Genomic DNA, 23,978 nt, shown 5'->3' on the forward strand with positions numbered 1-23,978 from the left:
CTAATGATTTAACGGAAACGGTAGTAGAGAGTGGAGGCGGCCAGAGCCACCCAGAAAAGGATGAAAAGCGCCCAATGGATAGGCTCGGGGACGAAGCCGCCCTTCCAGAGCAGGAACCAAGTCGGATAGACGACGGCATAAGTGCCGCCCGCGACGCCCGCGGCCTTGTAGTGGACCTGCCGCTCGACCTCATCCATCTGCTTCGAGAGTGCGATGCTGCCGAACAGCATCGCCGCCAGATAAATGCCGGCGAGGATCAGGCAGATGGTGGGGGACCAAGGCTGCGACAGATCGAAATCCGTCTCGGCCATCGTCCAGCCGCCATAGGCCCCGGTGATCGTCCCCAGCACGAATAAGGTGCCGACGATCACGCCCCGTCGGCGCCTTTGCGCCCGCTCCATCTCCTCGCCCGCGCCGCGGCCCAGATCATCCACGACGCGCATCCTCGCCTTCGCCATCATTGAAGATATCCTCGATCTTGAGGCCGAACAGCCGGGCGATCTTGAATGCGAGGGGCAGCGACGGATCGTATTTTCCGGTTTCGATCGCATTCACCGCCTGGCGTGACACGCCGAGCCGGCCGCCAAGCTCCGCCTGGCTCCAGTCGCGTTCCGCCCTCAGCACCTTCAACCTGTTTTGCACCCAGCCCCCGACAGTCATCTGCTTTCTGCCTTGTCAGCAACACCTGACCTCATGTCAAGTGTACCTTACATATGCATACACGATTCGAGTATGTCAAGCTTCCATGACATCAAGTCATGTTAAGCTGACGCTGCTTTGGAGGAACCTACCCAATTCTCTCCGTGCCGACGCCTCTGGCGCGGAGCATCGTCTGGACACTGTCGGTACCGCCCAGATGCCCGGCGCCCACCGCAACGAACACGGTGCCGGGCGTCTGAAGCCGCTCGCCGACCCAGTCGGCCCAGCGCGCATTCCGGTCGGAAATGATGGCCTTGTAGAGGCCGGGATCGCTGCCGATCCCCTGTTTCACCAGCCGCGCCAAACCTTCGGCATCGCCGCTCGACCAGGCGTTCATCATCGGCTGCAGGCGGCTGCGCGAAGTGACGTTGGCGTCCAAAGTCTGCTTCATGAAGGCAAGCTGGCTCGTCTCCGGAAGCGCGTCCATCATGCGGATCTGGTCTTCCGCGCCTTCAAGCTCGCTCACCTTCTTGCGGGCGTAAGTCGCGGCCCTCTTCAGCACCGCCTCGGTGCCGATCCCAGTCTTCAGACCGAGCTTCTGGCCGCTATAGGCCGTCAGCACCATCGATGCGAACCAGGGCTCCAGCCGCTCCATGTTCCGCGCAGGAAGCCCGATCGTCCCTACCTCCCGCGCGAACTGCGCCCGAAGCTCGGGCGTCAGTCTGCTCGACAGCGTCCGCCCGAGCGGGTCCACCGCATACTTCATCACGATCGGCCGCAGGTCGGCAGGATTTTCAGGCAGATCCGCCTCCAACACCAGCTCGGACGAGGCGTCGAACGCGCTCCTCACCTCGCCGTTGAACCAGTCGTGCCGGCCGTCGAGCAGGTGGATCGTCCCGAACAGATAGATGGTCGTGTCCGCGTCCTTCACCACCCACAGGGCAGGGTCCGCATCCATGACCGGCGCATTGGCCGGAGCGGCGACAGGTATGGCGGCCGCCGCAGCCAGTGCGGCAAGCAACTTCTTCAGCTTCATCAGATCCAACCCCCCGGCGAATCAAGGGGAGCGTAACCCGGCTATCCGGTTGGACGAAGCGCTATTTTGAAGCTTTTTTACTGCACCCGGACGACTCGGATTCCGCGGCCTTCCAGCATCCGCTGAACCGACTCGTTTCCGGCCAGATGCCCGGCCCCGACCGCCACCAAAGTGGTGCCCGGCCGGTCGAGCCGTTCGTCGATCCATTCCGCCCAGTTACGGTTGCGGCGGAGGAGCAGGGCGTCGCGCAGCTCCGGCGATTCCTTGAGGTCGGCGTCGAACGTCCGCGCGATCCCTTCCACGTCGCCCGTGCTCCAGGTGCGGAGCATCTCGGCGAACTGCCGCCGCACTTCCTCCGGATCGTCGAGCACGCCCATCAGGAACTTGCGCTGCGCATCCTCCGACAGCCGGTCGAAATAGCCGAGCTGCTCCTCGACCGTCTCGAGGCCAAGCACCGGCCGCGACCTCTGCTTGTACGTGCCCTCCAAGCCCTTCTCGACGCCCAGTTCCGGGTTCAGCCCCAGCGAGCGGAAGGTCGCGCCGGACAAAGCCATCGCCGCCGCCCAAGTCTCCAGCCGGTCCAATGCCGCCATCGGCGCTCCGCTGGCCTTGATGACCCACTCCAGATCGTCCCGCCGGTCCGCGGGCACCCGCTCCAGGATGGGCGGCAGCCCCGGCGAAGTGCCGATCTGCGCCATCGTCCGCGCCGCCGCCATCTGGTCGCCGATCAATGTCTCGATGACGAGTTCGTCCGAAGCCGCGATCGCCTGTTCGAGCGCCGGCGTCCGCCACTGCGTCCCCTCCGGAAGCATATGGAACGTGCCGAACAAATAGATTGTCGTGTCCGCGTCCGAGACCTTCCACAGAGCCGGTCCCGTTCCCGCCGCCGCCGCACTCCGCGGCTGCGGCACGGTCGTACAGGCGGCAGCGCCCAGAGCCGCCACCGCGGCCACGGCGTTTCGAAGCTTGGTCCAGATCACGCGCACTCTCCTTCGCCCGCTTCCTTGACCCGTCCCAAACCATCCGTCAAAGCGAAACCTCTCCTTTACCCGCACGCGCATGAAGGCCGATCTTGAGCGACCGACCTCTCTCTTTCCAGAAGCTGATCCTCACGCTCCACGATTATTGGAGCGACCAGGGCTGCGTCATCCTTCAGCCCTATGACCTCGAAATGGGGGCAGGGACCTTCCACCCGGCCACCACGCTCCGCGCGCTCGGCCCCAATCCGTGGAAGGCGGCCTATGTCCAGCCCTGCCGCCGCCCGACCGACGGCCGCTACGGCGAGAACCCGAACCGGCTCGGCCATTATTATCAATATCAGGTGATCCTGAAGCCGAGCCCGCCCGATCTTCAGCAGCTTTATCTCGGCTCGCTTGCGGCGATCGGCATCGATTTCACCAAGCACGATATTCGCTTCGTCGAGGACGATTGGGAAAGCCCCACGCTCGGCGCCTGGGGCCTCGGCTGGGAAGTCTGGTGCGACGGCATGGAGGTGACGCAGTTCACCTATTTCCAGCAGGTCGGCGGCTTCGATTGCAAGCCGGTCGCGGGCGAACTCACCTACGGCCTCGAACGCCTCGCTATGTACATCCAGGGCGTCGACAACGTCTTCGACCTCCAGTTCAACGATACCGGCGTCACCTACCGCGACGTCTTCCACGAGAATGAGGTGGAATTCAGCGCCTATCATTTCGAAACGGCGAACACGGAAACCCTGTTCGAAGGCTTCCGCAAGGCCGTGGCCGAATGCGAGAATTGCCTTGGCGCCAAGCTCCCGCTTCCCGCCTACGACCAAGCGATCAAGGCCAGCCACATCTTCAACACGCTTCAGGCCCGCGGCGTCATCTCCGTCGCCGAACGCCAAGCCTATATCGGCCGCGTCCGCGACCTCGCCAAAGGCGCCTGCGCCGCCTGGATGGAAAAGAACGGGTGGGCGGCATAATGGCCGACTTCCTTCTCGAACTTCTGTCCGAAGAAATCCCAGCCCGCATGCAGGCGAAGGCGGAGACGGACCTTGCGCACCTGTTCACCGAACAGCTCAGCCAGGCGGGTCTAAAGGCGGAGGCGATCGAAACCTACTCCACACCCCGCCGCCTCGCCCTGATCGCCCGCAATCTTCCGGCCGAAACCGCAGAGATCAGCGAGGAGGTCAAGGGCCCGCGCTCGTCGGCGCCGCCGCAGGCGCTCGAAGGCTTCCTCCGCAAGACCGGCCTCACGCGCGAGCAGCTGGTCGAGCGCGACGGCGTCCTCTTCGCAATCATAGACAAGCCCGGCCGCAGCACCGCCTCCGTGCTGGCTGAAGCCGTTCCTGCCGTAATCCGCGCCTTCCCCTGGCCAAAGTCGATGCGCTGGGGCGCGGCCTCCGTCTCCACCGAAAGCATCCGCTGGGTGCGCCCGCTGCAGGGCATCGTCGCGCTGCTCGGCGAGGAGATCGTGGACTTCGAAGTCGCCGACGTCCGGTCGGGCGCGGCAACCGTCGGCCACCGCTTCCACCATCCCGGCATCATCACCATCGGCAGCGCCAACGATTATGCGGAAAAGCTCCGCGCCTGCCACGTCATCATCGATCCTGCCGAGCGCCGCCGCATCATCGCAGAAGGCGCGGCAGCGGCCGCTTCGGCCGCCGGGCTGACGTTGGTCGAGGACGAAGGCCTGCTCGCGGAAAATGCCGGCCTCACCGAATGGCCGGTGCCTTTGCTCGGAAGCTTCGACAGAAGCTTCCTCGACGTCCCGCGCGAGGTGATCCAGCTCACCATGCGCACCAACCAGAAATATTTCGCCTGCACCGACGCGGACGGAAATCTGGCGCCGAACTTCATCTGCACCGCCAACATCGAAGCCTCCGACGGCGGCGCGGCCATCGTGGCTGGCAACGAGAAAGTCCTCGCCGCCCGCCTCTCCGACGCGAAGTTCTTCTGGGAACAGGACCTCAAGGTTCCGCTCGAGGAGCAGGCCAAAAAACTCGACCAGATCGTCTTCCACGAAAAGCTCGGTACTGTCGCCGACAAGGTGGAACGCGTCGCCAAACTGGCCCGCTGGCTGGTGGACGAGGGGATCGTCAAAGGCGCGGACGCCGATCAAGCCGAACGCGCCGCCCGCCTCGCCAAGGCCGACCTCGTCACCGGCATGGTCGGCGAATTCCCCGAGCTTCAAGGCGTAATCGGCGGCTATCTCGCGCGCGCTCAAGGCGAGCCCGACGCCGTCGCCGACGCCGTCCGCGACCACTATAAGCCGCTAGGACAGGGGGACGAGGTGCCGACCGCCCCGGTAACGATGGCGGTGAGCCTAGCGGACAAGTTTGATACGCTCTTTGGGTTCTTTAAAGAGCAAATGCCTCCCACGGGTTCTAAGGATCCGTTCGCTTTGCGTAGGGCAGCGCTTTCAGCTGTCCGGCTCATTCTTGAGAACCAGCTTAGGCTACGCCTACCGATCGGGTTATTGGCAGCAGGATATCGGTATTATCAGCAGGGTTCGCAGGCGAAGGTGAAGGCATTAGCGACCGACATCTTCTTTGGCTTCGAACAGTTGCATGGAGTCTCTCCCACTACAGATCAGTTCGTCAGGATGATGGACGCAAGGTTCGGAGAACTTAGGCTGCGGGAAGCGTCTCCAACGGATGCGGATGCTTTGAACCATCTCCTGGACTTCTTCGCCGACCGCCTCAAAGTTCAGCAGCGCGAAGCAGGCGTACGCCACGATCTGATTGATGCGGTGTTCGCTCTCGGCGGCGAGGACGATCTTGTCCGCTCGCTCGCTCGGGTGAAGGCGCTGCAGGCCTTCGTCGAGACGCGGGAAGGCGCTGATCTCCTCGCCGGCTACAAGCGCGCGGCCAATATCCTGAAAAAGGAGGATTGGGACGCGGACGCGGCGGAGCAGAATGAACTTTCCTACATGCCGGAGAAAGAGGAAGCTGACCTCATTTCGGCGCTCGATGCCGCGGAACCCAAGGCGAAAGCTGCGGTTGAAGCCGAGGATTTCGGCGCTGCAATGGCGGCGCTCGCAAGCCTCCGCGCGCCGGTCGATGCATTTTTTGACAAGGTGACCGTGAATGATCCCGATCCGGCCAAACGCGCTGCGCGCCTTAGCCTTCTCGCCCGCATGCGCGCCGCCGTTCACCGCGTTGCGGATTTCTCGAAGATCGAAGGGTGAGCCGACACGGGCGCGCATGCGCAAAAATGGCCTAAGCTACGGAAAATCATTTCCATAACTGCTGGAAGTTTACGGAAAAGGCGGCGTACCCCATGAACATCGTGAATTTCGGACGTGGAGCACGGGCATGACGCGCTACGTCTACCGCTTCGGCGGCGGCGCTTCCGACGGTGAGGCCGGGAACAAGAACCTACTCGGCGGCAAGGGCGCGAACCTAGCCGAAATGGCCTCGATCGGCCTGCCGGTGCCACCGGGCTTCACGATCAGCACAGAGATGTGTGCCCGTTATTATGAGGAGGGCGAGCGCTTCCCCGACAGCCTTCGCGCCGAAGTCGCGGAGGGCATTGAGCATATCGAGCGGATCACCGGCAAGAGCTTCGGCGATGCGGCCGATCCGTTGCTCGTCTCCGTCCGCTCCGGCGCCCGCGTGTCGATGCCGGGGATGATGGACACCGTCCTCAACCTCGGCCTCAACGACGCGACGGTGGAGGGACTTGCCGCCGCGTCCGGCGATCCGCGCTTCGCCTGGGACAGCTATCGGCGCTTCATCCAGATGTATTCGGACGTGGTGCTCGGCCTCGATCACGGTGCGTTCGAGGAAGCGCTGGAGATCGCGAAGGAGGATAAGGGCGTCCACCTCGACACGGACTTGGACGCCGACGACTGGCAGCGCCTCACCCGCCGCTACAGGGAATTGGTCGAGGAACTTTGGGGCAAGCCCTTCCCGCAGGACGTGCATGAACAGCTATGGGGCGCAATCGGCGCGGTATTCGGATCCTGGCAGTCGGAACGCGCCAAGGTATATCGCCGCCTGAACAACATTCCTCACGATTGGGGGACCGCCGTCAACGTCCAGGCGATGGTGTTCGGCAATATGGGTGACACGTCCGCCACCGGTGTCGCCTTCACCCGCGATCCGTCCAAGGGCGACCGCGCTTATTACGGCGAATATCTGATCAACGCGCAGGGCGAGGACGTCGTCGCGGGCATCCGCACCCCGCAATATCTCACGCGGAGCGCGCGCGAGGCGGCGGGGGCGAAGGCGCTCTCGATGGAAGAGGCGATGCCTGAGGTCTATGGCGAGCTCGCCCGCGTCTTCGACCTGCTCGAACGCCACTATCGCGACATGCAGGACATTGAGTTCACCGTCGAACGCGGCAAGCTGTGGATGCTCCAGACCCGCAGCGGCAAGCGCACCGCCAAGGCGGCTCTGAAGATCGCCGTCGACATGGCGCAGGAAGGGCTGATCACGGAGGAGGAAGCGGTGCTCCGCGTCGATCCGCAGGCGCTCGACCAGCTCCTCCACCCGACGCTCGATCCGAATGCCGATCGCAACGTCGTTGCCAAGGGCCTGCCGGCGTCACCGGGCGCAGCTTCCGGCCAGGCGGTGTTCGACGCCGACACGGCCGAGCGGCTGAAGGGCCAGGACCGGGACGTGATCCTCGTCCGCATCGAAACCAGCCCCGAGGACATTCACGGCATGCACGCGGCGCGTGGCATCCTCACCGCACGAGGAGGCATGACCAGCCACGCAGCGGTGGTGGCGCGCGGCATGGGCCGCCCCTGCGTCTCCGGCGCGGGCAGCATCGCCATCGACTATCGGGCGAGGATAATGCGGGTCGCCGGGCACGAGGTGCGCGAAGGCGATGTGATCACCATCGACGGCTCGACCGGCGAGGTGATGCTGGGCGCGGTGCCGACCGTTCAGCCGGAGCTGGTCGGCGACTTCGCGGTGCTGATGGAGTGGGCCGACAAGGTCCGCCGCCTCCGCGTCCGCACCAATGCGGAAACGCCGCTCGACTGCCGCACCGCGCGGGAATTCGGCGCCGAGGGCATCGGCCTCTGCCGCACCGAGCATATGTTTTTCGATGCCGAGCGGATCACCAACGTCCGGCAGATGATCCTTGCCGACAATGAGGCCGGCCGCCGCGCCGCGCTCGCCAAATTGCTCCCCGCCCAGCGTGGCGATTTCGAAGAGATTTTCCGGATCATGGCGGGGCTGCCCGTCACCATCCGCCTGCTCGATCCGCCACTCCACGAATTCCTACCGCACAGCGACGAGGAATTTGCTGAGGTCGCCTATGCCGCCGGCACCACGTCCGAGAAGCTCCGCACCCGCGCCGCCGAGCTGCATGAATTCAACCCGATGCTCGGCCATCGCGGCTGCCGGCTCGGCATCACCTATCCTGAAATCTACGAGATGCAGGCCCGCGCCATCTTCGAGGCTGCGGTTGCCGTCGCCAACGAGAGTGGCGAAGCGCCGATCCCTGAAGTGATGGTGCCGCTCGTCGCCACCAAGGCGGAGTTGAAGACGATCCGCGCGCTGATTGATCAGGCCGCCGAGGCGGTGTTCGAGGAGCAGGGGAGGCGGATCGACTATCTGGTCGGCACTATGATCGAGCTTCCGCGCGCGGCCTTGATGGCGGGCGAGATTGCCGAGGAAGCGCAATTCTTCAGCTTCGGCACCAATGATCTGACGCAGACGACCCTCGGCGTCAGCCGCGACGATGCCGGCCGCTTCCTCACCGAATATGTCGAAAAGGGCATCTTCGACCGCGACCCGTTCGTCAGCATCGACGTGGACGGCGTGGGTCAGCTCATCGGTCTTGCTGCCGAACGGGGCAGGGGAACCGCGCCTGGCCTGAAGCTCGGCATTTGCGGCGAGCATGGCGGTGATCCGGCCTCCATCGCCTTCTGCGAGGCAACGGGTCTCGATTACGTTAGTGCCTCGCCCTACCGCGTGCCGATCGCCCGGCTCGCGGCGGCGCAGGCGGCGCTGAAATCTAGGTCCGCGGCGGCGGCGTAGCGTCGCCGGCCCGGGCGCGGGCGGCGATCAGCTCGGCCTCATGATGCTTGTGCGAGCGCTCAAGCTCCGTGAGCCGCTTTTCCTGCTCGGCACGGATCCGCGACTCATCCTTGTACCGCCGCTTCCACTTGCGGCCGCTGCACATCATCAGGCCCAGGCACAGGCCGATCAGGAAAGCCAATCCGACGATGAACCACTCGGTCGTGCTCCAGGCCATTTGCATCCTCCGTAAATTCGTTACGGCGCTACAATCGGCGACGGGGCAGCCGGTTCCTTAGCGGTTGATGAAGGAATCGGAGATGTCGCACGCCGCCGGGCCAAGGATGACGATGAACAGCACCGGCAGAATGAACATAATGAGCGGTACCGTCATAATGGCGGGAAGCCGCGCCGCTTTCTCCTCTGCCCGCATCATGCGCTCGTGCCGGAACTCGGCCGACAGCACCCGAAGGGCCGACGCGAGCGGCGTGCCATATTTCTCCGTCTGAATCATGGTCGTTACGACGCCCCGAACAGCTTCAAGGTCGATACGCTTGGCAAGATTCTCGAACGCCAACCTACGTTCGGTGAGGAACCCTAATTCAATCGAGGTAAGCGCGAATTCGTCGCCGAGTTCGGGATAAGCCTTACCCAGTTCGCGCGCCACGCGGCTGAAGGACGCGTCGACCGTAAGGCCGGCTTCGGCGCAGATCACCATCAGGTCGAGCGCGTCGGGAAGCCCCTTGCGGATTTTAGCGCTGCGCTTGGTGATCTTGTTCTTCAGAAAGACGTCCGGCGCCTTATACCAGCCGATGATCTTGCCCGCGACGAATGCCGCCTTCTTGAGAGTTCCCCATTCTGGAAACCAGTCGAAGACCAGCACGCCAAGGATCGCGATGATGCCAAATACGAGCGGGAGAATGAAGCGGGCGAAGATAACGACAAAGGCGAGATCCTTTGACCGATATCCAGCCTGGAGCAGCTTTAATTGCGCCTTTTGAACTTGATCATCCTGCAGCATTTTGAACTTGCTGAGGAATGTCCGGACTCTATCTGTCGCTTCATGACGGTTAGTGATCTTCGCCCGCCGCTTTGAAGTGGAGGCAATGATGCCCGCTTTAAGCTGCTCGCGCCGCTCATTCAGCGCCTTCACCCGCTTCGCCATCGGATCACGAACGGTGGTGGCGGCATAAATTGCTACCAGCACCGCCATTGTCGCGACGGCAGAAAGCATCGTGGCCACCATGACCACGTCGATGCCTAGAAGTGTCGGGCCGCTCGCAGATGCCATCGAACTAAACGCCTTTTTCCACTAGATTTCGAAGTTGACCATCTTGGCCATCACAAACACGCCGATGCTCATCCACAGGATGCCCCCGAGCCCGGCAACGATGAGGCGCGGATCGGAAAAGAAGCCGCCCATATATCCCGGGTTCATCAAGTAGAGCAGGGTGAACACGGCAAAAGGAAGAATGCCGAGGATCATCGCCGAGGCCTTCGCTTCCGACGACATCGCCCGAATCTTCAGCTTCATCTGAGCGCGTTTGCGCAGCACGTCCGCAAGATTAGAGAGCGTTTCCGCAAGATTGCCGCCCGTTTCACGCTGGATTGCAAGCGTGATCACAAAGAATTGGAACTCGGGAGTACCTAACCGGTCTGCAGTGTCCTGGAGCGCACTCTCCATAGTGCGTCCGATCTTCATCTTGTCTGACACGGAGCGGAACTCGATGCCCACGGGTCCCGGAACTTCGCTCGCGACGATGCCGAGCGTTTCGGAGATGGGTAAGCCTGATCGGAGGCCGCGCACCATAAGCTCGATGGCATCCGGAAATTTGGAAGTGAACTGGTTGATCCGGCGTTTGATGAGGAAGCCCACGACGAAGTGGGGGATACCGAGACCGGCAAAGAGACCAACGAAGAGCCCTAGGATGAAGGGCAGTCCCTTCATCGTCAACAAGGTCATGACGAGGATCGCCAACCCGCCGCAAGCCATCAAATACTGTCCCAGCGTCCAGGAGCGGCCCGTACGGGACAAGCGGAGACGAAGAAGGGCAGGGTTCGGCAGAAGCCGCTTGGCTATGCCATCCATCTTGGTGTCGGAGCGGCCCGCGAGGATCCGCTTCATCTGAACCTGGGCTGCAACTTCCGAGGATTTACTGTGCCGTTCGCGCAGGCCTTCGAGCCGGCGCGCTTTTGCTTTCGCCGCCGATGGCCCGGCAAAGGCGAAGATGACGAGCCCAAGCATTGTGAACAATGCGCCGGCAATCATAATGATGGTAAAACTCGGCATCTTCCGTCGCCTCTGCTTCAGCCTGGCGCCAATTAAGCGGCCTCCGCCTCTTTCTTTTTCTTCGCCACAAATGACTTGAGTCCGAGCTTGCCGAGCAGCGATCCGCCAGCGGCCGCCCCTCCCTCGGCCTCACCGGCTGCGTCTACGGCGGAAACCGCCATGTTCATCAGCTGATTGAGCGGAGCACCGAGTTTGCCGGTGGTCGCCACCTTTGCCATCGGCTGACCCAGCTTCGCAGCCAGGGCCGCGGTCTTCGGATCGAACGGGATCACGACGTCCACCTTGCGCTCGATCGACTGTTCAAAGTCCTTCTTGCTGACCTCCTGCACGCCGGCGGCCTGCGTCTTGTTGGCGACCACCACCACGCGGCATTGAGGTGCATTAGCCTTGAGCCAGGAAAGGATCCTTATCGCGTCGCGTGTGGCCGCGAGGGTAAACTCCACGACGACGACCGCCACGTGGATGTCCTGCACAAGATGCGGGTGCTGGATCAACATCGGCCTGGGCAGGTCAATGACCATGCCTTCGAAGGCGTTTCGAAGCTCTTCCTGAAGCTGGTGAAAGGCGGCGCCATCGGTCAGCATTGGCTGATTGATTGGCGCCTCAGCGGACAGAACGCTCAGCTTCTCGTTTGCTCGAACCATAGCACGTTCGATGAAGAGGCCATCGATGCGGCTGGGGTTTTCGATCGCATCGGTAAGGCCTCGGCCCGGCTCGAGGTCTAGCGACAGTGCTCCAGTCCCGAAGTGCACGTCAAGGTCAAGGAGCGCGGTCGAACGACCGGCTTTCTCACCCATTAGCCAGGCAAGGGAAGATGCTAGAGTGGACGCGCCGACGCCACCGCGCGCGCCAATCACAGCCGTTGTTAGGTGCGGACGGTCCGCGACCGGATCGTTGCCGCGGGGGCCCGTGAGCGTGTGCTGGGCATGAGCAAAAGCCTCGCGCAGCTGATCTTGAGTAAAGGGTTTCAGCAGATAATCCTGAATGCCGCTTGCAACGAGATCCCGATAGAGCCGGACGTCGTTCACCTGTCCCGCCGCGATGACGACCGTACCGGGCTCGCAAACCTCGGCTAGCCCATTGATGTCGTTGAGCGGATCGCCCGATTCCGAGAGGTCGACGAACAGGATGTTCGGGCTTGCCGAGACGGAGAGAGACTGGACCGCATTACGGAGTCCACCCTTGTTCACCTTTTCGGGTGACCACCCGTGCTCGACGGCGACCGGACGGATGAGGTCCGCTGTGGCTTCGTCGCAGACGAAGGCGGTGAAGGGATCGCGAAGCGAAGCTTTGAAGGGCGCGTTCATTAGTTCACTCCAGGGGCTGCAACTGTACCGCCGGCTCCCGTGCCGGCGCGGTTGCGAAGGGCACGAACGGGCTTGGCGGCCGCATTGGGATCGGTGCCGGACCCGGCTTGGCCAAGCACCAGGTCAGTTGGATCGGCGACCATGGCCGCGAGGTTCTTGTTGTAGGCGCAGCCGTAATTGGAGTCGGTGGATACCGGCGCGCCCGACAATTGTGCGTATGACCAGTCCGGGCAGCTAGGCACAGCTGCGCTGGCGCGGCTTACGATCACGCGAATTGCGCCGGGTTGAACGGCACCCGCCGTGATCGGGCTTCCTTCGCTCAAGAGAAGGCCATAATTTTCTGTGATGCGGGCGACATCCGCACGCGCGTCGGCGCCGTAGCCAGATTCATCATCTAGAGTAACGCGGTCGCCATACCCCAGGCCGAGTGACTGAAACCAGCTGTGCAGCCGCGCTGCCTCCCCTGAGGCAAGCCCGCCGCTTCCGGTGGCGAGGTCAATCGCATAATCATGCCGCTGCACTACCGGCTGATGCACCGAATAGACGCCGGGATTATGCTTGGCGGCAAGCTCCGGCGTTAGCTCTGCACATCCAGCCAAAGCACTGCCGATACCCAAGAGGGCGAGCGAAAAAATAGGATGTGCCATGAGCGAGATATCCTTTCGATCAATCATCAGAAGCCGAAGCCCGGCTTCGCAACGACGGTGCTGCTCGGCGGCACGGTGGGAGCGGCGGGAGCGACACTGGCGCTAGAGGGGGCGAGGGTCGGCGTGGCCGTTTGCGGCGGCGCCATCCGCGGCATCGGGCGCGTCTCTCCGCTGCGGCTGTCGTGCATCTTGTCGAGCAGCAGCCGGTCGGGATCGCTTGATGTTCGGAAACCGTCTGTCGGCAACGCGACCTGCGAGGCGTTGACCGGCTTCACCAAATAGGGAGTGATAATGATCACGAGCTCCGTCTGATTCCGCCGGAACCCATTCGAGCGGAATAGCGAGCCTAGAATCGGCAGATTGCCGAGGAATGGCGTACGCTCGACGCTGTTGCTGGAGTTATTACGTAGCAAACCGCTGATCATGAAGCTTTGCCCTGACCCGAGTTCTACAGTGGTTTCAGTTCGGCGGGTGATAAGGCTAGGCACTTCGAAGCTATTCAACGTTACGGAATTTTCTGCAGAGATTTCTGACACTTCCGGAAGTACGCGCATGGATATGCGGCCATTCTCCAGCACCGTCGGTGTGAAAGCCAAGCCGACACCGTAGGATTTAAACTCTACGGAAACCCCGTTGATGCCGTTAGAGATCGGGATCGGAAACTCGCCACCGGCTAAGAAGCTCGCGGTTTCCCCGGAAAGCGCGACGAGGGTTGGCTCTGCCAAGATGCTGGATAGGCCGCTGGTTTCGTTAAGATCGATATCGCTGGCTATGTTGGCTCCGAACAAAGTGCCGAAGATACCCAGAGCTGAGCTGCCCTCCGTGTAGGTATACTGGCCGTTATTATTAAGGAAATCGCGGCCGCGCACGAAGTTGAAGCCGCCAGTATTCCCGAAGTCGCCCGTGCTTTGCAGGTTTACACCGACATTCTTCAGCAGCGAGCGGCTTACCTCAGCGAACGTTACCTTCAGCATAACCTGAAGGGGGGTTGCGGTCTTCAAGCGGCTGATGATCTGCGTGCCTTCTCCGACATAGGCCTGCACGAGCCGCTCGGCATCCTCGACATCAGCAGGGGTGGCGACAGTGCCAGTGAGCAGGACGGTATTGTTCAGCGTCGTCGCCTGAATTTTGGCTTCGGGCATCGTCACGCGCAGCATGTCGTCCACCGAGGTGATGTTGTTCCCGACGCGAATGTTGGTTGAGTAGATCACCTTGCCGGCAGCATTGGTGGCATAGAGCGTCGTTTCTCCGGCGCTTTTACCGAAGATGTAAAGCTGGTTTGCCGAGCGGACCTGAACGTCGGCAATCCCCGGATTTGCGACGAAAAGATCAGTCATGTTAGCCGGGAGCCGAACGAGACGCCCTTCGCTCACCGCTAGAATTAGCCTGTTCGTAGGCTGCGGAGCGACTGTTTGGGCTGCAACCGGAGCGGGGACTGCGACTGCCGTTCCTGCCGCGGCCAGCGCCGAAAGAGCAGTGCCGATCAGAGTACGGCTGATGCGGATACGCATATTCATTTGATTGCTCCAACAGGAACGACTTGAACGGATTCGCCGCGAGCGATCGCAACGAGAGGCCCTTTGTAGGTGCCGTCTTTCGGATCTTTCTTGGCCGATACTGGAACGGTGGTGCGCTGGTAGCGAGATACATCGCCTCCCACCGTCACAGTCGTGCCGCCGTCCATTGGCTTAGCAGCGAGTGACGCGAGCATCTTGCGTTCCTTGGCGGGATCAACCCCGTCAGGGACATTGATTTCACCGGACGCGATCGCCTGATCGAGTTCCTCAGGCGTGTCTGCCAGGGCCCGCAGGGTCAGGGAGAGTTTGCCCAGAGTCTGCGCGACGGCGATCTTTTCCGCAATCTTCGGCGTAGCTTCGAGAGTGACGGTCGAGATCTTGGTGACCACCGGCTTACCCTCCTTGTCGACCGACTTCATGTTCTGGTTCGTCGCAAGCACGCGAAGGTTGCGAAGGATCGTCTCGGAGGCTTTCAGCGGCGGACCTTCGCCCGTACCAGAAACGGACTGGGTCAGGACGATGTCGACCCGATCTCCCGGGAATACGAAGCCTGCGACGGAGCTGGTGATGTTCACCGGCACGGTGACGGCACGCATGCCGGGGCCAAGCGCCGCGGCTAGGAAGCCCCGTTCACCTGGCTTGATGAGCGCGCCTTGAGTAAGCGGTTGGCCGGCGGTGATTTCGGTCCGCACCACCGTGCCGAGGAGGTCCTGCGGGCTGAGGCCGGCCTCACCCTTCATGAAGTAGGCTTCCTGCACCAGGCCTTTCGGCCAGGGCTGGTAGCGGAGCGCCTCGGCATCGATGATGGTGCCGACAGCAAGAGCGCGGGTGGCGACCAGCACTTCGGGGCCTGCGACTTCGGCAGCTTCGGCCTTCGGGGCGGCAGCTCCGGTGAACATGTTCTTGGCCATCACAGCCGTGACCGCCGCGATCACCAGCGCGCCTACCAGCAGCAAAATCTTCTTCATATCCATGGCGCCAGTCGCCTCCTCAGGAGTCCTGAAATCTCAGGCCATTCATCACGCAAATTGGTTAAGAAACGGTTCGGCAATCACCCAGAAACCCGCAAAGGCGATCGCGACCCCGTACGGAATCTCAAGCTGCGCCTCGTTTTTCTGGAGCCGGTGACGGATCAGCATGCCGATCGTCAGCACGCCGCCGGCCAGCGACATGATTACCAACAGGTTAAGCAGGGCCATTAACGGCAGCCAAAGCGCCAGTGCCGCGACCATCTTCACGTCGCCGCCGCCCATGGCGCCGAAATGGAAAAGGAGCGCGAACAACACGAACACCGCGCCCGCCAGGCCGACCTGGATCAGCATGTCGGGCCAGAAAGGCAGGCCCGCCGTCACCCAATAGGGAATGGCGAGCAGCGCGATCGCGCCGTTCAGCCAGTTCGGGATCTCGCGCGTGCGCAGGTCGCCGATCGCCGCGATCAGCAGCAGGACGGCAAGCGCGCAGGTGAAAAAAGTCGAGATATCCCCTTGCATAATTAAGTATCTAGACGTGGTTACTTTCGAAAACGTAACCAGCCGCCATGAAAGTTGAGGGCTTCGACCGCAGGGCGCATCCAGCAGGCGCAGCCTTCTCCACATGGGAGGCGCCGGACGGCTGGCCGATCAGGCGCATGGACTGGCCACAGCCGGAGGGAAGGAAAGCTCGCGGCAGCATCCTCTTCGCCAACGGCCGCGGCGATTTCATCGAGAAATATCTGGAGGCGTTCGGCCACTGGCATGAGAGGGGCTGGAACTTGGCGAGCTTCGACTGGCGGGGGCAGGGGGCGTCGAGTGGCGCCATAATCGGCGGCAATGTCGACAGCTTCGATCCGCTGGTGGCCGACATGGACGCGCTAGTGCGGGATTGGCGTGCGGGCCACGCCGGACCCCACATCCTGATCGGCCATTCGATGGGCGGACATCTGCTGCTCCGCTATCTGGCTAAGCACCGGCCCGATGTGACCGTGGCGGTGCTGATCGCTCCAATGCTGGGCGTCAATTCGGGGAAGCTGTCACCCGGCATCGGCGGCCTTATCGCCCGCGTCCTGAGCACGATCGGCCTCAAGTCGCGGCGCCTGTGGAAGCAAAGGCCGGGCAGCGGCCGCTTCCGCCAAGGCTTCCTCACCCACTGTGAAGAGCGGTACGAGGACGAACTTTGGTGGAAGGCGCAGCAGCCGGGCTTCGACCTCGGCCCGCCGAGCTGGGGCTGGCTCAATGCCGCCTACCGCTCCACGGGAGCCGTCACGCCCGACATGCTGCGGAAGGTCTCAACGCCCATCCTGATCCTGGGCACCTACCGCGATCGGCTGGTCAGCCCCGCCGCGATAAGGCGCGCTGCGTCGTTCCTCCCCAATGCGGAGACGCATATGTATCCGGAAGCCGCGCACGAAATACTCCGGGAGAGCGATCCGGTGCGGCTCGACGCTTTCAGCCGCATCGACAATTTTCTCGACCGGTTTGCATCCGCATGAAGCGCGTGGACGTGGCGGTCATCGGCGCCGGCATGGCGGGTGCGGGCATGGCTGCGGAGCTTGCGCCGCATTGCTCTGTCCTCATCCTCGAAGCCGAAGCGCAGCCCGGCTATCATTCCACCGGCCGCTCCGCTGCCTTCTGGTCGGAAAGCTACGGGGGGCCTCTGGTTCAGCCCCTCACCAGCGCCTCCAGACCGTTTCTTTCCGACGGCGGCTTCCTGAAGCCGCGCGGCGCGATCCATGTCGCGGATGCCGAGGGTGACGAGGCACTGCGCGCGCTTGCGGATGAATTCGGAGGCGTCCTCGAGCTAAGGCCGCTCGACCGACGGGCACTTGCATCCACCATTTCCGGCCTGCGGGAAGGGTGGGATAGGGGGCTGGCGGAGCCGAGCTGCGCCGACATCGACGTTGGCGGACTTCATGCCGCTTACCTGAAGGCGGCGCGGCAAGCCGGTGCCCAGTTGATCACCGATGCGCGCGTAAAGGAGATCGAGCACCGGGGCGGCCGCTGGCGCATCGCCACTTCCAATGGTGAGGTCGAGGCCGCGACGATCGTCAATGCGGCGGGAGCTTGGGCGGACGAAGTAGCGACGCTGGCCGGGGCTCGGCCGCTTGGCATTCGACCCTATCGGCGCACCATGGTTCAGCTTCGCGTTGCCCCTGAAGTGCCGCCCGATCTGCCGGTCGTGATCGACGCGCTCGGCCGCTTCTACTTCAAGCCGGAAAGCGGGAGGCTGTGGCTCAGCCCGCATGACGAGATACCCTGCGAAGCGTCCGACTGCGCGCCGGAGGAGTTGGACATCGCCGTTGCGATTGACCGCCTGCAGGGGGTTGTGGACTGGCAGGTGGAGCGGGTGGAGCATAGTTGGGCCGGCCTTCGCAGCTTCGCGCCGGACCGGGTGCCGGTCTACGGCTTCGCGCCTGAGGCAGCGGACTTCTTCTGGTGCGCGGGACAGGGCGGCTTCGGCATCCAGACCGCGCCCGCCGCGTCCAAACTGGCGGCCGCCTTGTTGCTTGAGCGCGATCCCGACCCTGCGGTCGCCCACATCGATCCGGCGCCTTACGCGCCCGGCCGTTTCACGAACTGAAGCGCCGCGTCGCAGGCGAGCTTGTCCGCTCGCTCATTCTCCGGATGGCCCGCATGGCCCTTCACCCAATGCCATTCGATCTTGTGCGGCGCCGCAGCGTCGAGCAGCGCCTGCCAGAGCTCGGCATTCTTTACCGGCTTCTTGTCGGCAGTCCGCCAGCCGTTTCGCCGCCAGCCGTGGATCCATTTGGTGATGCCGTCGCGCACGTAGACGCTGTCGGTATAGAGATCGACTGCACAGGGCCGCTTCAGCGCTTCGAGCGCGCGGATCGCAGCGAGCAGCTCCATCCGGTTGTTGGTCGTGGTTGGCTCGCCGCCGGACAGTTCCTTCTCGTGGGTGCCGGAGCGAATGACCGCGCCCCAGCCGCCCGGCCCCGGATTGCCCTTGCAGGCGCCGTCCGTGTAGATTTCGACGCGCGTCATCGATGAAGCTGGTCAGGCGGCCTGAAGGCTGACGGGGAGTTTAAACACCATTCGTTCGTCGACGCCGTCGATCTGCTCCTCGGTAACTTCGAAATGGCCGGAGAGGAAATCGACGACTTCGCGTACCAGCACTTCCGGCGCTGACGCCCCGGCCGTGAGCCCTAGCGTCGAAACCCCTCCAAGCCAGCCAATATCGATCTCATCGGCGCGGCCGACGAGCCGCCCCGGCACGCCCTCGCGCTCCGCGACCTCAACAAGCCGGACCGAGTTCGAGCTGTAGGGGGCGCCGATCACCAGCACCGCCTGGCTCCGGCGGGCGATATCCTTCACTGCTGCCTGCCGGTTGGAGGTGGCGTAGCAGATGTCCTCGCTCTTGGGCCCCTTGATCGCCGGGAAGCGGCGACGAAGCACGTCGATGATCTCGGCGGTATCGTCGACCGACAGCGTGGTCTGGGTGAGGTAGGCGAGGCTGCCTGCCTCCGGCGGGACGACGCTTTCCGCGTCCTCCAAATCCTCGACAAGCGTGATCCGGCCCTCCGGCACCTGGCCGAAGGTGCCTATCACCTCGGGGTGGCCAGCATGGCCGATGAAGAGGATGTGATGGCCGCTTTCGATCAGCCGCTCGGCCTGGCGGTGCACCTTCGACACAAGCGGGCAGGTGGCGTCGAGATAGTCGAGGCCGCGCTCCTCCGCCTTGGCTGGAACCGCCTTCGGAACGCCGTGGGCGGAAAAGACCACCGGCACGCCGTCCGGCACTTCGTCCAGCTCCGGCACGAAAATCGCGCCCTTCGCCTTGAGGCTGTCCACCACATATTTGTTATGGACGATCTCGTGCCGCACGTAGACCGGAGCGCCATATTTCTCGAGCGCCAGCTCGACGATGCGGATGGCGCGGTCCACGCCCGCGCAGAAGCCGCGCGGCGCCGCGATCAGGAGGTGGAGGGGGCGTTTCGATATGGCCATGCGGCGGCTCTACCCAATTGCTTGCTTCGGCGGAACCCGCTTCCTATGATCCCGCACCTCGGATAAGCGCGGTTCTCGCGCTTTCTTTGTATGTTTGGGGAAAACCGCCAGTGTTCAAGACCAAAGCCGCCTTCCTTGCGTTCACGACCTTGGCCTTGGCTGCTTGCAGCACCGACGGACAGTTGACGACGGAAGGCATCACGGTCACCCGATCCGCCTGTCCCGCAGTCGCCATTCCGGCCGGCACTGGCGACATCACGCTGTTCAACCCCACCACCAGCCGTGACGCAAACGCGATCGACGTGGTTGCGACCATCACCAACGTCCGCAGCACCTGCGACGAGACGGGCGAGTTCATTACAACCAACGTCACATTCGATGTGCAGGCGCAGCGCCGCGACAATCGCGGCGCGCGTGACGTGACACTCCCATACTTCACCGTCGTCGTGCACGCCGGCAACAACGTCGTTGCGAAGAGCGTCAGCCGCATCGGCCTCCAGTTCGCTGACGGCCAGTATCGCGCCCAGACCTCCGGCACTGCCACGGGCCAAGTGCTCCGTTCGGCGGCGACCCTGCCCGAAGCGATCCGCCAGCAGATCACCCGCCGCCGCAAGGCTGGCGATCCCGATGCTGCCCTCGACCCGATGGCCGATCCGGCGGTCCGCGCCGCCGTGACCCGCGCCAGCTTCGAGGTGCTGGTCGGCTTCCAGCTGACCGAAGAGCAGCTTCGCTACAACGCCACCAGATAGTGCGTTGACTCATATAAGCTGAACCTTCAGAGCTTGCCCCGTCGCCGGGGCTCGCTCCGGATTGGCCACGCGGGAGAGGGCAGCGGAAAGCTGCCGCCGAAGGAGCAACCGCCCCGGAATCTCTCAGGCAAAAGGACCGCGTGGTCTTAGGCACTCTGGAAAGCGGATGCGGCGACGCGTCCCACCGAAGGGGTAAGCCGCCGCAAGGCCGGTGAAAGCTCTCAGGTCCAGTGACAGAGGGGGTGCAGTTCGTGGGTTTCGCCGGCAAGCGGCGCCGTCCACTGCACGCCTGGAGACTGGAATGAGCGACGCCGCCGACAAAACCCTCCCGCTGAACGACTGGCACGTGGCGCGCGGCGTCCGCATGGTGCCGTTCGCCGGCTATGCGATGCCGATCCAGTATGAAGGCATCATGGCCGAGCATAAGTGGACCCGCGAATCGGCCGGCCTGTTCGATGTCAGCCATATGGGCCAGCTCGTCATCGCCGGCGAAGGTGCGGAAAAGGCGCTTGAGACCCTGCTTCCCGCCGACCTGTCGATCCTGAAGGAGGGACGGCTTCGCTATTCGCTGCTGCTGACGGAAGATGGCGGCATCATCGACGATTTGATGGTCACGCGCCGCGGCGACCATTTCTACATGGTCGTGAACGGCGCCACCAAGGAAGGCGATATCGCGCATATGGCGGACAAGCTGCCGCCGAACGTGGTGCTCGACCATATGAAGGAGCAGGCGCTGCTGGCGCTGCAGGGGCCCAAGGCGGTCGAGGCGCTTTCGCGGCTCGCGCCGGGCGTCGAGCAGCTAAGCTTCATGCAGGGCGGCGCCTTCCAGCTCGGCGGCCTCACCGCCTGGATCAGCCGCTCAGGCTATACGGGCGAGGATGGGTTTGAAATTTCAGTGCCCGCGACACAGGTCACCGGCATTGCCGATCTGATCGCCTCGCAGCCTGAAGTGAAGCCGATCGGCCTCGGCGCGCGGGACTCTCTCCGCCTAGAGGCCGGGCTGCCGCTTTATGGGCATGACCTCGACACGACGACGACCCCGATCGAGGCGGACCTCGGCTTCGCCATTTCAAAGCGCCGCCGGGGGGAGGGCGGCTTTCCGGGCTGGCACCGGATCATCCAGGAAATCGAGAATGGCGCGATCCGCCGCCGCGTGGGTCTCGCCGTCGAGGGGCGGCAGCCTGTTCGCGAAGGCGCGATGGTGGTCGATGCGGAGGGCAATGAGGTCGGCAAGGTGACGAGCGGAGGCTTCTCGCCGATCCTCGAAGCGCCCATCGCCATGGCCTATGTGCCCGCCGCCCTCGCGGAAGAGGGCGCGGCGATCAGCGTCGCCCAGCGCGGCAAGATATTCCAGGCGAAGGTCGTTCCCATGCCCTTCGTCCCCCATCGCTATCACCGCAAGGGAGCCTGAAAAATGAGCCTCTATTTCACCAAGGAACATGAGTGGATCCGCATCGAAGGCGACACGGCCACGGTCGGGATCACGGACTTCGCGCAGGGCCAGCTCGGAGACATCGTCTTCGTCGAAGTGCCGCAGGCGGGGACGCAGGTAACCCAGGGCGGCGACGCCGCGGTGGTGGAATCGGTGAAGGCGGCTTCCGACGTCTATGCGCCGGTCAGCGGCGAAGTGGTCGAGGGCAATGCGGCGCTCGAAGCCGATCCCTCGCTCGTCAACAGCGACCCGGAAGGCGAAGGCTGGTTCTTCAAGCTACGCCTAAGCGACAACAGCCAGCTTGAAGGGCTGATGGGCGCCGACGAATATAAGGCGTTCGTCGACAGCCAGTGAGCGTCAACGCCGCCAGCCGCTGGTCGCCGGAGGCCTATGCAGCCAATGCCGCCTTCGTGCCGGCATTGGGGGAGCCGGTGCTTGCACTGCTCGATCCCCGGCCGGGCGAGACGATCCTCGATCTCGGCTGCGGCGACGGCGTGCTGACGGAGAAGATTGCGGCCGCTGGCGCGAAGGTGATCGGGGTCGATGCTTCTGAGGCGATGATCGAGGCGGGCGACGCGCGCGGTATCGAAGCTTATGTGAAGGACGGGCAGGCGCTCGACTTTACCGAGCAGTTCGACGCCGTCTTTTCCAACGCGGCCCTGCACTGGATGCTGGATGCCGATGCGGTCGCACGCGGCGTGTTTCGCGCCCTGAAGCCCGGCGGCCGCTTCGTCGGCGAGATGGGCGGCGAGGGCAATCTCCGCACCCTGCGCTCCGCCCTCCGCGAGGAGCTTGAGGTGCGCGGCTACGCTCTGCCCGCGGAAGACCCGCAATGGTATGCGGGCATCGAGGAATTCACCCGCGTCTACGAAGGCGCCGGTTTCGAAGAGATCGAGTCGGCTTTGATCCCCCGCGAAACCGATCTTGAGGGCGGCGTCCGCCCCTGGGTGCTGACCTTCCGCGCCGGCTTCATGGACATGGCCGGCGTGCCCGATGAGGAGCGTCCCGCCATCGCTGCCGCCGTCGAGCGCCGCGTCGCTACCATTCTCCAACGCTCCGACGGCAACTGGTTCGCCGATTACGTCCGTCTCCGCTTCACCATGAGAAAGCCAAGCTGATGCGTTACCTACCGCTTGCCGACAAAGACCGGCAGGAAATGCTCCGTGTGATCGGAGCAAAGACAATCGACGACCTCTTCCTCGACGTCCCAGAGGCCGGGCGGCTTTCAGGGAAGATCGAGGGGCTCGCCGACCATGCCAGTGAGCTCGCCGTCGAGCGGCAGCTTGGCGCTCTTGCGCGGCAGAACCTCGTTGCGGGCGAAGTGCCCTTCTTCCTCGGCTGCGGCGCCTACAAGCATCATATCCCGTCGAGCGTCGATCACCTGATCCAGCGTGGCGAGTTCCTGACCAGCTACACGCCCTATCAGCCGGAAATCGCGCAGGGCACGCTCCAGGCCTTGTTCGAGTTCCAGACGCAGGTGGCGCGGCTCTACGGCTGCGATGTTGCCAACGCCTCCATGTATGACGGCTCCACCGCCTGCTGGGAGGCGATTGCGATGGCGCGGCGCATCACGCGGCGCGGCAAGGCTCTGGTGTCGGCTGGGCTCCATCCCCATTACATCTCGGTCGCCAAGACGATGGCGCGCTTCACCGGCGACGTGATCAAAACCGCTCTTCCCGAGCTGAAGCCGGAGACGGATGCGGCGCGGCTGCTGTCCAGCATCGACGGCGGTACGAGCTGCGTCGTCGTGCAATATCCTGACATCCTCGGCCGCATCACTGATCTCAGCGAGATTGCGGATAAGGCGCATGCGAACGGAGCGCTCCTGATCGCGGTGGTGACGGAGCCGGTGGCGCTTGGCGCGATCCGCAGCCCCGGCGAGATGGGCGCGGACATAGTGGTCGGCGAAGGGCAGGCGATCGGCGTCGGCCTCAATTTCGGCGGGCCCTATGTCGGCCTCTTCGCCTGCAAGGAGAAGTTCGTGCGGCAGATGCCGGGGCGGCTCTGCGGCGAAACGGTGGATGCGGAAGGGACGCGGGGCTTCGTGCTGACGCTTTCGACGCGCGAGCAGCATATCCGCCGCGAGAAGGCGACGTCGAACATCTGCACCAATGCCGGCCTCTGCGCGCTGGCTTTCTCGGTTCACATGACTTTGCTGGGTGAGAAGGGGCTACGGCAACTCGCCGAACTCAACCACGGCAAGGCGGTGCAGGCGGCGGAGCGGCTCTCCCAGGTGCCGGGGGTCAGCCTCGTCAACGAGAGCTTCTTCAACGAATTCACGCTCCGGCTGCCGAAGGAAGCGCGCCCGGTGGTGCGGGCGCTGGCGGAGCGAGGCGTGCTCGGCGGCGTGTCGCTCGGGCGGCTCTATCCTGGGGCGGAGGCGCTGGAGAACGGGCTTGTCGTCGCGGTCACCGAAGTCGTGACGGATGAAGATGTGGAGGCGCTGGCGAACGCGCTTCAGGAGGTGTTGGCGTGAGCATCAATCAG

24 protein-coding genes and 1 riboswitch are annotated in these 23,978 nt (G+C 63.6%); of the genes, 10 read left to right on the forward strand and 14 right to left on the reverse strand.

Features of this window, described 5'->3' with window-relative positions:
• Nucleotides 1-8: 8 nt before the first annotated feature.
• The 4 genes from VGD10_RS12875 to VGD10_RS12890 all read right to left on the reverse strand — a co-directional run bounded on the left by VGD10_RS12875 (nt 9) and on the right by VGD10_RS12890 (nt 2,655).
• Entirely contained in the window at nt 9-443 is a 435-nt protein-coding gene (locus tag VGD10_RS12875) for a hypothetical protein (protein ID WP_331041222.1), read from the reverse strand.
• Nucleotides 427-642 carry a helix-turn-helix transcriptional regulator gene (locus VGD10_RS12880; protein WP_331041300.1) on the reverse strand — a complete coding sequence of 72 codons (216 nt, stop codon included), beginning with the start codon at nt 640-642 and terminating at the stop codon, nt 427-429. The genes VGD10_RS12875 and VGD10_RS12880 overlap by 17 nt, the downstream gene beginning before the upstream one ends.
• 145 nt (nt 643-787) lie before the next feature.
• Nucleotides 788-1,675, reverse strand: coding sequence for a TraB/GumN family protein (locus VGD10_RS12885; protein WP_331041223.1), 888 nt, complete (start codon nt 1,673-1,675; stop codon nt 788-790).
• Between the two features lie 77 nt (nt 1,676-1,752).
• Complete coding sequence (locus VGD10_RS12890) at nt 1,753-2,655, reverse strand: TraB/GumN family protein (protein WP_331041224.1); 903 nt, start codon at nt 2,653-2,655, stop codon at nt 1,753-1,755.
• A 92-nt stretch (nt 2,656-2,747) separates the two neighbouring features.
• On the opposite strand from VGD10_RS12890, the gene VGD10_RS12895 reads away from it, so the two are divergent.
• From VGD10_RS12895 to ppdK, 3 genes are all read left to right on the forward strand, one after another.
• Nucleotides 2,748-3,617, forward strand: a complete 870-nt coding sequence (locus VGD10_RS12895) for a glycine--tRNA ligase subunit alpha (protein WP_331041225.1) — start codon at nt 2,748-2,750, stop codon at nt 3,615-3,617.
• Complete coding sequence (gene glyS, locus VGD10_RS12900) at nt 3,617-5,824, forward strand: glycine--tRNA ligase subunit beta (RefSeq protein WP_331041226.1); 2,208 nt, start codon at nt 3,617-3,619, stop codon at nt 5,822-5,824. The genes VGD10_RS12895 and glyS overlap by 1 nt, the downstream gene beginning before the upstream one ends.
• A 127-nt stretch (nt 5,825-5,951) precedes the next feature.
• Complete coding sequence (gene ppdK / locus VGD10_RS12905) at nt 5,952-8,630, forward strand: pyruvate, phosphate dikinase (RefSeq protein WP_331041227.1); 2,679 nt, start codon at nt 5,952-5,954, stop codon at nt 8,628-8,630.
• Here ppdK and VGD10_RS12910 read toward each other — a convergent pair.
• From VGD10_RS12910 to VGD10_RS12945, 8 genes are read right to left on the reverse strand one after another with little or no spacing between them, the layout of a single operon-like run.
• A complete protein-coding gene (locus VGD10_RS12910) occupies nt 8,608-8,847 on the reverse strand; it encodes a hypothetical protein (protein WP_331041228.1) in 240 nt (79 codons plus the stop codon). The genes ppdK and VGD10_RS12910 overlap by 23 nt on opposite strands.
• Nucleotides 8,848-8,904: 57 nt before the next feature.
• Complete coding sequence (locus tag VGD10_RS12915; protein WP_331041229.1) at nt 8,905-9,900, reverse strand: type II secretion system F family protein; 996 nt, start codon at nt 9,898-9,900, stop codon at nt 8,905-8,907.
• 21 nt (nt 9,901-9,921) lie between these two features.
• The gene (locus VGD10_RS12920; RefSeq protein WP_331041230.1) at nt 9,922-10,899 is read right to left on the reverse strand and encodes a type II secretion system F family protein; all 978 of its coding nucleotides are present in this window, start codon (nt 10,897-10,899) and stop codon (nt 9,922-9,924) included.
• A gap of 32 nt (nt 10,900-10,931) precedes the next feature.
• Nucleotides 10,932-12,206, reverse strand: coding sequence for a pilus assembly protein CpaE (locus VGD10_RS12925; protein ID WP_331041231.1), 1,275 nt, complete (start codon nt 12,204-12,206; stop codon nt 10,932-10,934).
• On the reverse strand, nt 12,206-12,853 hold the full coding sequence (locus tag VGD10_RS12930; protein WP_331041232.1) for a CpaD family pilus assembly protein: 648 nt from the start codon (nt 12,851-12,853) through the stop codon (nt 12,206-12,208). The genes VGD10_RS12925 and VGD10_RS12930 overlap by 1 nt, the downstream gene beginning before the upstream one ends.
• A 26-nt stretch (nt 12,854-12,879) precedes the next feature.
• Entirely contained in the window at nt 12,880-14,370 is a 1,491-nt protein-coding gene (locus VGD10_RS12935) for a type II and III secretion system protein family protein (protein WP_331041233.1), read from the reverse strand.
• Nucleotides 14,367-15,344, reverse strand: a complete 978-nt coding sequence (gene cpaB, locus VGD10_RS12940) for a Flp pilus assembly protein CpaB (protein WP_331041234.1) — start codon at nt 15,342-15,344, stop codon at nt 14,367-14,369. Before cpaB ends, VGD10_RS12935 begins: the two co-directional genes overlap by 4 nt.
• 45 nt (nt 15,345-15,389) lie before the next feature.
• Nucleotides 15,390-15,860 carry an A24 family peptidase gene (locus VGD10_RS12945; protein ID WP_331041235.1) on the reverse strand — a complete coding sequence of 157 codons (471 nt, stop codon included), beginning with the start codon at nt 15,858-15,860 and terminating at the stop codon, nt 15,390-15,392.
• Between the two features lie 47 nt (nt 15,861-15,907).
• Here VGD10_RS12945 and VGD10_RS12950 point away from each other — a divergent pair, with 47 nt between their 5' ends.
• Nucleotides 15,908-16,837, forward strand: coding sequence for an alpha/beta hydrolase (locus tag VGD10_RS12950; protein WP_331041236.1), 930 nt, complete (start codon nt 15,908-15,910; stop codon nt 16,835-16,837).
• The gene (locus VGD10_RS12955) at nt 16,834-17,925 is read left to right on the forward strand and encodes an FAD-dependent oxidoreductase (protein WP_331041237.1); all 1,092 of its coding nucleotides are present in this window, start codon (nt 16,834-16,836) and stop codon (nt 17,923-17,925) included. The genes VGD10_RS12950 and VGD10_RS12955 overlap by 4 nt, the downstream gene beginning before the upstream one ends.
• Here the strand turns inward: VGD10_RS12955 and rnhA are convergent.
• A complete protein-coding gene (rnhA, locus tag VGD10_RS12960) occupies nt 17,898-18,347 on the reverse strand; it encodes a ribonuclease HI (RefSeq protein WP_331041238.1) in 450 nt (149 codons plus the stop codon). The two genes, VGD10_RS12955 and rnhA, sit on opposite strands and share 28 nt — an antisense overlap.
• Before the next feature lie 12 nt (nt 18,348-18,359).
• Entirely contained in the window at nt 18,360-19,310 is a 951-nt protein-coding gene (ispH, locus tag VGD10_RS12965) for a 4-hydroxy-3-methylbut-2-enyl diphosphate reductase (RefSeq protein WP_331041239.1), read from the reverse strand.
• Nucleotides 19,311-19,420: 110 nt separating this feature from the next.
• On the opposite strand from ispH, the gene VGD10_RS12970 reads away from it, so the two are divergent.
• The 5 genes from VGD10_RS12970 (at nt 19,421) to gcvPA (ending at nt 23,967) form a co-directional block, all read left to right on the forward strand.
• Nucleotides 19,421-20,059 carry a hypothetical protein gene (locus tag VGD10_RS12970; protein ID WP_331041240.1) on the forward strand — a complete coding sequence of 213 codons (639 nt, stop codon included), beginning with the start codon at nt 19,421-19,423 and terminating at the stop codon, nt 20,057-20,059.
• A 60-nt stretch (nt 20,060-20,119) separates the two neighbouring features.
• A riboswitch (glycine riboswitch) is annotated at nt 20,120-20,208 on the forward strand.
• Between the two features lie 152 nt (nt 20,209-20,360).
• Nucleotides 20,361-21,470, forward strand: coding sequence for a glycine cleavage system aminomethyltransferase GcvT (gene gcvT, locus VGD10_RS12975; protein ID WP_331041241.1), 1,110 nt, complete (start codon nt 20,361-20,363; stop codon nt 21,468-21,470).
• 3 nt (nt 21,471-21,473) lie between these two features.
• A complete protein-coding gene (gcvH, locus tag VGD10_RS12980) occupies nt 21,474-21,845 on the forward strand; it encodes a glycine cleavage system protein GcvH (RefSeq protein ID WP_331041242.1) in 372 nt (123 codons plus the stop codon).
• On the forward strand, nt 21,842-22,609 hold the full coding sequence (locus VGD10_RS12985; RefSeq protein WP_331041243.1) for a class I SAM-dependent methyltransferase: 768 nt from the start codon (nt 21,842-21,844) through the stop codon (nt 22,607-22,609). The genes gcvH and VGD10_RS12985 overlap by 4 nt, the downstream gene beginning before the upstream one ends.
• Nucleotides 22,609-23,967 carry an aminomethyl-transferring glycine dehydrogenase subunit GcvPA gene (gcvPA, locus tag VGD10_RS12990; RefSeq protein WP_331041244.1) on the forward strand — a complete coding sequence of 453 codons (1,359 nt, stop codon included), beginning with the start codon at nt 22,609-22,611 and terminating at the stop codon, nt 23,965-23,967. The genes VGD10_RS12985 and gcvPA overlap by 1 nt, the downstream gene beginning before the upstream one ends.
• Nucleotides 23,968-23,978 lie beyond the last annotated feature (11 nt).

The organism is Allosphingosinicella sp., assembly GCF_036402135.1.
In the GTDB taxonomy this organism is placed as follows: Bacteria; Pseudomonadota; Alphaproteobacteria; order Sphingomonadales; family Sphingomonadaceae; genus Allosphingosinicella.

Excerpts from the sequence above, each read along its gene's own strand:
- VGD10_RS12875 (WP_331041222.1), bottom strand. The coding sequence starts at position 443 with ATGCGCGTCGTGGATGATCTGGGCCGCGGCGCGGGCGAGGAGATGGAG.
- VGD10_RS12885 (WP_331041223.1), bottom strand. The coding sequence starts at position 1,675 with ATGAAGCTGAAGAAGTTGCTTGCCGCACTGGCTGCGGCGGCCGCCATA.
- glyS (WP_331041226.1), top strand. The coding sequence starts at position 3,617 with ATGGCCGACTTCCTTCTCGAACTTCTGTCCGAAGAAATCCCAGCCCGC.
- ppdK (WP_331041227.1), top strand. The coding sequence starts at position 5,952 with ATGACGCGCTACGTCTACCGCTTCGGCGGCGGCGCTTCCGACGGTGAG.
- VGD10_RS12910 (WP_331041228.1), bottom strand. The coding sequence starts at position 8,847 with ATGGCCTGGAGCACGACCGAGTGGTTCATCGTCGGATTGGCTTTCCTG.
- VGD10_RS12915 (WP_331041229.1), bottom strand. The coding sequence starts at position 9,900 with ATGGCATCTGCGAGCGGCCCGACACTTCTAGGCATCGACGTGGTCATG.
- VGD10_RS12920 (WP_331041230.1), bottom strand. The coding sequence starts at position 10,899 with ATGCCGAGTTTTACCATCATTATGATTGCCGGCGCATTGTTCACAATG.
- VGD10_RS12925 (WP_331041231.1), bottom strand. The coding sequence starts at position 12,206 with ATGAACGCGCCCTTCAAAGCTTCGCTTCGCGATCCCTTCACCGCCTTC.
- VGD10_RS12930 (WP_331041232.1), bottom strand. The coding sequence starts at position 12,853 with ATGGCACATCCTATTTTTTCGCTCGCCCTCTTGGGTATCGGCAGTGCT.
- VGD10_RS12935 (WP_331041233.1), bottom strand. The coding sequence starts at position 14,370 with ATGAATATGCGTATCCGCATCAGCCGTACTCTGATCGGCACTGCTCTT.
- cpaB (WP_331041234.1), bottom strand. The coding sequence starts at position 15,344 with ATGGATATGAAGAAGATTTTGCTGCTGGTAGGCGCGCTGGTGATCGCG.
- VGD10_RS12945 (WP_331041235.1), bottom strand. The coding sequence starts at position 15,860 with ATGCAAGGGGATATCTCGACTTTTTTCACCTGCGCGCTTGCCGTCCTG.
- VGD10_RS12950 (WP_331041236.1), top strand. The coding sequence starts at position 15,908 with ATGAAAGTTGAGGGCTTCGACCGCAGGGCGCATCCAGCAGGCGCAGCC.
- VGD10_RS12955 (WP_331041237.1), top strand. The coding sequence starts at position 16,834 with ATGAAGCGCGTGGACGTGGCGGTCATCGGCGCCGGCATGGCGGGTGCG.
- rnhA (WP_331041238.1), bottom strand. The coding sequence starts at position 18,347 with ATGACGCGCGTCGAAATCTACACGGACGGCGCCTGCAAGGGCAATCCG.
- ispH (WP_331041239.1), bottom strand. The coding sequence starts at position 19,310 with ATGGCCATATCGAAACGCCCCCTCCACCTCCTGATCGCGGCGCCGCGC.
- gcvT (WP_331041241.1), top strand. The coding sequence starts at position 20,361 with ATGAGCGACGCCGCCGACAAAACCCTCCCGCTGAACGACTGGCACGTG.
- gcvH (WP_331041242.1), top strand. The coding sequence starts at position 21,474 with ATGAGCCTCTATTTCACCAAGGAACATGAGTGGATCCGCATCGAAGGC.
- gcvPA (WP_331041244.1), top strand. The coding sequence starts at position 22,609 with ATGCGTTACCTACCGCTTGCCGACAAAGACCGGCAGGAAATGCTCCGT.